Genomic DNA, 6,822 nt, shown 5'->3' on the forward strand with positions numbered 1-6,822 from the left:
CGGATCGCAGCCGCTCGACCCGATCACCCGCGTGACGTCGTTCTTCGGCGGCGGCAACGAGATCGGCGTCGTGTCGACGCGCGACGACGCCGCGCTGTCGGCGGCGATCGGCGGCGTCCGCGCGGTCGCCGACCGGCCGCCACGGGAGGGCAACCTCGTGTTCGACGGGGCGACCCCGGTGCCCGTGCCGCCGCTGCCCGGGCAGACGCTCGATGCGGAAGCCTCCGCAGACCTGTTCGCCGAACGCTGGGCGTTCGGCGACGTCGCGTTCCCCGTCGAGACGGTCGAGGTGACGGTCACGCCCGAGGGACTCGAACGCGCACTGCGAGACGTCGCGGACCCCGCCGTCGCAGCCGACGTGACGGTCCGCGGTCGCGACGGGGCCGTCGCGACCCTGCCCAGCGACCGTGTCGGCGCCGTGCTGACCTTCGTGCCCGACGGCAACGGGGGACTGACCCCGCAGTACGGGATCGAGGCCGCGACCGAGATCCTCCGGCCGCAACTGGCCGCGACCGAGGTGGAGCCGAAAGACGCCCGGATCGTGCTCGAGGGCGGGGGCCCCACGGTGATCCCGTCGGTCGACGGCGAGCTCGTCGACTGGGCGGTCAGCCTCGAAGCGCTGCCGCAGCTGCTGGCCGCGCCGGGGGAGCGGGTGACCGACGCCGTGTACAAGCCGGTCACTCCCAAGCTGACCACGGAGGCCGCCGAGAAGCTGGGCATCCGCGAGGTGATCGGCGAGTTCACCACCGGGGGCTTCGAGTACGCCTCGGGCGTGAACATCCGCCTGGCGGCCTCGGAGATCAACGGTGCGCTGGTCAAGCCGGGGGAGACGTTCTCGCTCAACGGCTACACCGGCCCGCGCGGCGCGGCGCAAGGGTACGTCGAGTCCGGCATCATCAACAACGGACGCCCATCCAAAGCGGTGGGCGGCGGCATCAGCCAGCTCGCGACCACCCTGTACAACGCGACGTACTTCGCAGGCATGGAGGATGTCGAGCACACCGAGCACAGCTACTACATCTCCCGGTACCCGGCGGCCCGGGAGGCGACGGTCTTCGAGGGTGCGATCGACCTGAAGTTCCGCAATCCTTTCGACACCGGGGTGCTGATCCAGGCGATCGGCACGTCGTCGGACATCACGGTGCGGATCTGGGGCACCAAGACCGTGGACGTCGAATCCGTGACCGGTCCCCGCACGAACTTCACGGCGCCGAACACGATCACGCTGCCGGCCGGGCCGGGGTGCATCCCGTCGAGCGGCGCGCAGGGCTTCACCGTGAGCGACACCCGCATCATCACCGACGCGGCCACCGGCCGGCAGATCTCGAGCACCACCCGCACGGTCCGCTACGACCCGGTGCCCGTGGTGCGCTGCGTCAGCGCCGAGCCGGAGCCCGCGCCGGAGGCGGCACCGGCCGCGCCGTCGCAGCCGGCGCCCGGGGAGGCGGAGACGCCCGGAGGCGGCGCGGAGGCACCCGCCGGCGCGCGACCGGCCGTGACGACGACCCCGCAGCCCGCCCCGAGCACCCCGGACGAATCCGGGGATGCGCCGGCCGCGGCCCCCGCGGGAACGTCGCAGACCGGCACGCCGTAGCGCGGAACCAGCCTGCACACGACTGTGCCCTCCCGTTACGAAACGGGAGGGCACAGTCCTGTGCACTACCTACTCACTCGGATCCGGGCCGAGCCGGGCCGAGCGAATGTATCGTTCAGCTCCTCAGCGGTAGCGGACGATACATTCGCTCACCTGCCACGCTCACCTGCCACGGCTACCTGCCACGGCTCAGAAGGCCGCTTCGTCGAGCTCCATGATGTCGAGGTCGACGTTCGCGACGATGCCGCGCACGGCGGTCAGCTCGGGCAGGACGTTCTTGGCGAAGAAGCCGGCGATGGCGACCTTGCCTTCGTAGAACGCCTTGTCCTTGGCGTCCGGGCCGGCGTCGAGGGCCGCGAGGGCGATCTCGGCCTGCTCGAGCAGGCGCCAGCCGATGAGCAGGTCACCGAAGGCGAGCAGGAACCGCACCGAGCCCAGACCCACCTTGTACAGCTCGGTCGGCTGTTCCTGGGCGCCCATGAGGAAGCCGGTCAGGGTGGCGGTCATGGCCTGGACGTCCTCGAGGGCCGTGGCGAGCAGGGCCCGCTCGGACTTGAGGCGCTCGTCGGCGCTGTCGGAGGCGAGGAACTTCTGGATCTGGCCGGTGAGGTGGGCGAGGGCGACGCCGCGGTCGCGGGCGATCTTGCGGAAGAAGAAGTCCTGCGCCTGGATGGCGGTGGTGCCCTCGTAGAGGGAGTCGATCTTCGCGTCGCGGATGTACTGCTCGATCGGGTAGTCCTGCAGGAAGCCGGAGCCGCCGAGGGTCTGCAGCGAGTCGGTCAGGTACTGGTAGGCGCGCTCGGAGCCGACGCCCTTGACGATGGGCAGCAGCAGGTCGTTGACGCGGTGCGCCAGCTCGTGGTCGGCGCCGGAGATCTGCTCGGCGACGACGTCGTCCTGGTGGGCGGCGGTGTAGAGGTAGACCGCGCGCAGACCCTCGGCGTAGGCCTTCTGCATGGCCAGGGCGCGCCGCACGTCCGGGTGGTGGGTGATGGTGACCCGGGGGGCGGTCTTGTCGGTCATCTGGGTCAGATCGGCGCCCTGGACGCGTTCCTTGGCGTAGGCCAGGGCGTTGAGGTAGCCGGTGGAGAGGGTGGCGATGGCCTTGGTGCCCACCATCATGCGGGCGTGCTCGATGACGTCGAACATCTGGGCGATGCCGTTGTGGACCTCGCCGACGAGCCAGCCCTGGGCGGGCACGCCGTGGCCGCCGAAGGTGACCTCGCAGGTGGCGGACGCCTTCAGGCCCATCTTGTGCTCGACGTTGGTGACGAACACGCCGTTGCGCTCGCCCATCTCGTTCTTCTCGAAGTCGAAGTGGAACTTCGGGACGAAGAACAGCGACAGGCCCTTGGTGCCGGGGCCGGCGCCCTCGGGGCGGGCGAGGACGAGGTGGAAGATGTTTTCGAACAGATCGTCGGAGTCGGCGGAGGTGATGAACCGCTTGACGCCCTCGATGTGCCAGGAGCCGTCGTCCTGCTTGATCGCCTTGGTGCGGCCGGCGCCGACGTCGGAACCGGCATCGGGCTCGGTCAGGACCATGGTGGCGCCCCAGCCGCGTTCGACGATGGTCGCGGCCCACTTCTTCTGCTCGTCGGTGCCGTTGGCGTGGAGCACGCCGGCGAAGGACGGACCGGCGGCGTACATGAAGGCGGCCGGCTGGGCGCCGAGCATCATCTCGTTGACGGCCCAGCTCAGGGCGCGCGGCGCCGGCGTTCCGCCGATCTCCTCCTCGAGGCCCATGGACCAGTAGCCGGCCTCGTACCAGGAGTTGAACGCCTTCTTGAAGCCTTCGGGCAGCGAGACCGAGTGGGTCTCGGGATCGAAGACCGGGGGGGTGCGGTCGGTTTCGGCGAACGACTCCGCCGCGGGGCCCTCGGTGAGGGTCTTCACCTCGGACAGAATGCCACGAGAGGTCTCCTCGTCGAGGTCACCGAACTTCCCGGCCTCGAGGAGCGTCTGAATCTTCAGCACCTCGAAGAGGTTGAACTCCAGATCCCGGAGGTTGCTCTTGTAATGGCCCATGTCTGCGCTACTCCCAGTGAGATGGTGCGGTCAAGCAGTGTTCGAGTACCGCCCAAGTTATTACTCGTCGGTAACATCCGCCTATGTTACCCGCCGGGCAACTAACTGCCAAGGGTCGGTTTGCGTGCCACGACCAGTGCGTCGATCGCCATTCCTGCGTCCGTTTCCCGCATTCTCCGCTCGACGGTCCGGATATCCAGCCGGTCGTGCATTTCCTCGGCGAGATCCGTTGGTGTGTAGAGGATCTCGGGATCGCGAGGACCTCCGACGCCCTCGGTGGGATTGGTCGAATCGTGCCCCAGAAATATGAGGATTCCGTCAGGTTTCAGGGCCGCGATCACATTGTCGATCAATGCTCGTCGCTGTGGCGGAGGGAAATGGAGATAGGCGGAGAGGACGAGATCATATTCGGCGTCGAAGGTGACCTCGGTCACGTCGGCGCACGCGTACGTCAGGCGCTCACGCACCCGTCGCGGCGCCTGCGCCGCGATCGCCCGGGCCTTGTCCACCGCCACCCGGGAGAAGTCGACGCCGGTCACCTCCCAGCCGCGCGTGGCCAGCCAGAGCGAGTGCCGGCCCTCGCCGCACCCCAGATCCAGTGCCCGGCCGTGCGGCAGCGACGTCGCGAACTCGACGATCACCGGGTTCGGCGGCGATCCCCACACTGTCTCGCTCTCCGCATACCGCGCATCCCACTCCTGTGCGTCCATGGACGCACGGTAGCCCGGACGCCGCGCCGGTCAGGGGTGGAGCGTGGTACGCAGCAGCAGCACGTTGTAGTTCTGGTGCACGGTCGTGAGGAAGTACAGGTCCGGGCCCGACGACCACGGGTGGATGTACGCGCCGTACGCCGTCGGCAGCTCCCGGGTGTCGACGACGACCTCCGGCGCGCTCCACGGGCCGGTGGGCGACGGGGCGCGGCGCAGCACCACGGAGTTGTGGCCGTCGGTGGTCAGCAGCACGAACTGCCCGAGGTAGTCGTTCCACTGCACCGACAGCTCGGCCGCGCCGCCCGCCATCACCGGGCGGGCCGCATTCACGTCGCGCACCCACGCGCCGCCGTCCCAGTACTCGTACGCCGCGAGATCGAGCATCTGCAGTTCCGGCACGCGCGCCAGGTGCACCAGGCCGCCGCGGCCGGGCGGCGTTCCGTACTGATAGACGAACCCGCCGTGCCGGACGAAGGCGCCCATCTGAAAGTTCCGGTTCCCGCCGACGCTCGGCCGCTCGGTCTGCGGCGCCACCGTCCAGTTCTCCCCGTTGTCGTGGGAGAAGGCCAGCCCCGAGAAGTTGGTCTCCCACGAGCCGGCCTGCCCCCAGTTCTTCACCGACATCAAGCTCAGGAACTGGGTGTCGCCGACGGCGATCCCCGCGGTGGGGATCCGGCTGATCTCCACGAACGGGATCTTCGGGCTCGGTACGAGTTCCTTCGCCTGACCGAAGAAGTCACGGGCCGCGCTGTCGAACGTCATCCCGTCCGTGAGGTTGCGGTCCGAGCTGCGGAACAGCGCGCTGCTGCGCCAGGCCCAGATGCTGCCCGAGAGAAGGTTGGGCAGCCCGAGGCCCGCCGTGTCGCCGAACGCGGTCAGCACCTGGCCGCGGCCGTTGTCCCACATGACGCCGAGGTCGGTGCCGAGCACGTTCATGTCCTGCGTGCGGTTGGTGCTGAGCATCCCGGTCTGCTGCGCCACCACCTGGGTGCGGCCGCGCAGCTCCGGCAGGCCGTTGACCCCGTTGAGTCCCGGGATGGGATTGATCGCGTTCGGGTTCGCCGCCACAGTGCCCGCGAACGGAACCACCGTCACGGCGGCACAGGTCAGCGCAAGGACTCCGAGGCGGGCGGAAGCACGTCGGTAACCCCCATTACGTGTGTGCACGGCCACAGACGGTAACAGGAGGTGGCAGTAGTCACACGCAGTCCCGGGCCCGTCGGCGTGTCCCGGCGGCCCGCGCGCAAGGGCCGTGGCCGACGGGTCGGCTCCGCTACGATTCGCGCGCGCGTTACCGTGTCAGGAACGCGATGCACTGACAGCCAGTGCACGAAGAAGAGGAGTTCGCCTGATGGGTGCACAGATCGCCGGTCCCGCCCCGCTGCGGAACACCGCACTGCTCGGGCTGGGCGTGCACCGCCCCGAGCGGATCGTGACCAACCACGAGATCTGTCAGCAGATCGACTCGAGCGACGAGTGGATCCAGTCCCGTTCCGGCATCAAGGAGCGGCGCTTCGCGGAGGACACCGGCGAGACCGTCCTCGACATGGCGATCTCCGCGGGCCGCAAGGCGCTCGAGGCCGCCGGCATCACCGGCGACCGGCTCGGCGCCGTCATCGTGGCGACCTCGACCTACCCGTACCAGACCCCGCAGTCCGCCGCGCTGGTCGCCGACGCCCTCGGCACCGGCGGCGCCGCCGCCCTCGACATCTCCGCAGGCTGCGCCGGCTTCTGCTACGCCCTCGGCGTCGCCTCCGACCTGGTGCGCGCGGGCACCGAGGACTACGCGCTCGTCATCGGCGTCGAGCGGATGAGCGACACCACCGAGCCCACCGATCGCTCGGTGCGGTTCATCTTCGGCGACGGCGCCGGCGCCGTGGTCGTCGGCCCGTCCGACGAGGTGGGCATCGGCCCCACCGTGTGGGGATCGGACGGCTCGCAGGCCGACGCCATCCGCCAGGAACCCGACTGGGTGAACTTCGCGAACAACCCCGATCAGAAGCGGCCCTGGATCATCATGGAGGGCACCGCGGTGTTCCGCTGGGCGGCCTTCGAGATGGGCAAGATCGCCCGGCAGATCGCCGACAAGGCCGGTGTCGAGCTCGCCGCCCTCGACGCGTTCGTCCCGCACCAGGCCAACCTGCGCATCAACGACGTCATCGTCCGCCAGCTCGACCTGCCGGAGACGGTCGCCGTCGCCGACGACATCATCGAGACGGGCAACACCTCCGCCGCCTCCATCCCCCTCGCGATGGAGAAGATGCTGCGCACCGGTCAGGTCCAGCCGGGTGGGCTCGGCCTGCTGCTCGCCTTCGGTGCCGGCCTGTCCTACGCGGGACAGGTCGTGAAGATGCCGCCGCTCGCGCAGTAGTGGCCGCGGCGAACTCCGCCGGCCGCCGGCGCTGGTTGTGGTTGCTCGCCTACGTGCTCGCCTTCGTCGCGTTCGTCGTCCTCCAGCAGACGTACGGCGGCGACGAGGCGGGTCCCGGCGGG

Annotated in this window: 5 protein-coding genes; 2 read left to right on the forward strand and 3 right to left on the reverse strand. The window is 69.6% G+C overall.

Annotation, left to right across the window (positions count from 1 at the left end):
• On the forward strand, nt 1-1,594 hold a 1,594-nt coding region (locus CQZ88_RS29010; RefSeq protein WP_258008875.1), incomplete at its 5' end, for a VanW family protein.
• A gap of 189 nt (nt 1,595-1,783) precedes the next feature.
• On the opposite strand, the gene CQZ88_RS29015 is transcribed toward CQZ88_RS29010, so the two are convergent.
• The 3 genes from CQZ88_RS29015 to CQZ88_RS29025 form a co-directional block, all read right to left on the reverse strand.
• Nucleotides 1,784-3,619 (reverse strand): acyl-CoA dehydrogenase, encoded by a 1,836-nt coding sequence (locus CQZ88_RS29015; RefSeq protein WP_006931656.1) that lies wholly within the window; start codon nt 3,617-3,619, stop codon nt 1,784-1,786.
• 101 nt (nt 3,620-3,720) lie between these two features.
• Nucleotides 3,721-4,329: a bifunctional 2-polyprenyl-6-hydroxyphenol methylase/3-demethylubiquinol 3-O-methyltransferase UbiG gene (locus CQZ88_RS29020; RefSeq protein ID WP_044475631.1), complete on the reverse strand. Its 609-nt coding sequence runs from the start codon at nt 4,327-4,329 to the stop codon at nt 3,721-3,723.
• A 30-nt stretch (nt 4,330-4,359) separates the two neighbouring features.
• Nucleotides 4,360-5,424 carry a DUF4185 domain-containing protein gene (locus CQZ88_RS29025; protein ID WP_006931652.1) on the reverse strand — a complete coding sequence of 355 codons (1,065 nt, stop codon included), beginning with the start codon at nt 5,422-5,424 and terminating at the stop codon, nt 4,360-4,362.
• Nucleotides 5,425-5,680: 256 nt separating this feature from the next.
• Between CQZ88_RS29025 and CQZ88_RS29030 the strand changes: the two genes are divergently transcribed.
• On the forward strand, nt 5,681-6,700 hold the full coding sequence (locus CQZ88_RS29030) for a beta-ketoacyl-ACP synthase III (protein WP_006931650.1): 1,020 nt from the start codon (nt 5,681-5,683) through the stop codon (nt 6,698-6,700).
• Nucleotides 6,701-6,822 lie beyond the last annotated feature (122 nt).

The organism is Rhodococcus sp. ENV425 (genome assembly GCF_002887785.1).
Classification (GTDB): Bacteria; Actinomycetota; Actinomycetes; order Mycobacteriales; family Mycobacteriaceae; genus Rhodococcus; species Rhodococcus aetherivorans.

Excerpts from the sequence above, each read along its gene's own strand:
- CQZ88_RS29015 (WP_006931656.1), bottom strand. The coding sequence starts at position 3,619 with ATGGGCCATTACAAGAGCAACCTCCGGGATCTGGAGTTCAACCTCTTC.
- CQZ88_RS29020 (WP_044475631.1), bottom strand. The coding sequence starts at position 4,329 with ATGGACGCACAGGAGTGGGATGCGCGGTATGCGGAGAGCGAGACAGTG.
- CQZ88_RS29030 (WP_006931650.1), top strand. The coding sequence starts at position 5,681 with ATGGGTGCACAGATCGCCGGTCCCGCCCCGCTGCGGAACACCGCACTG.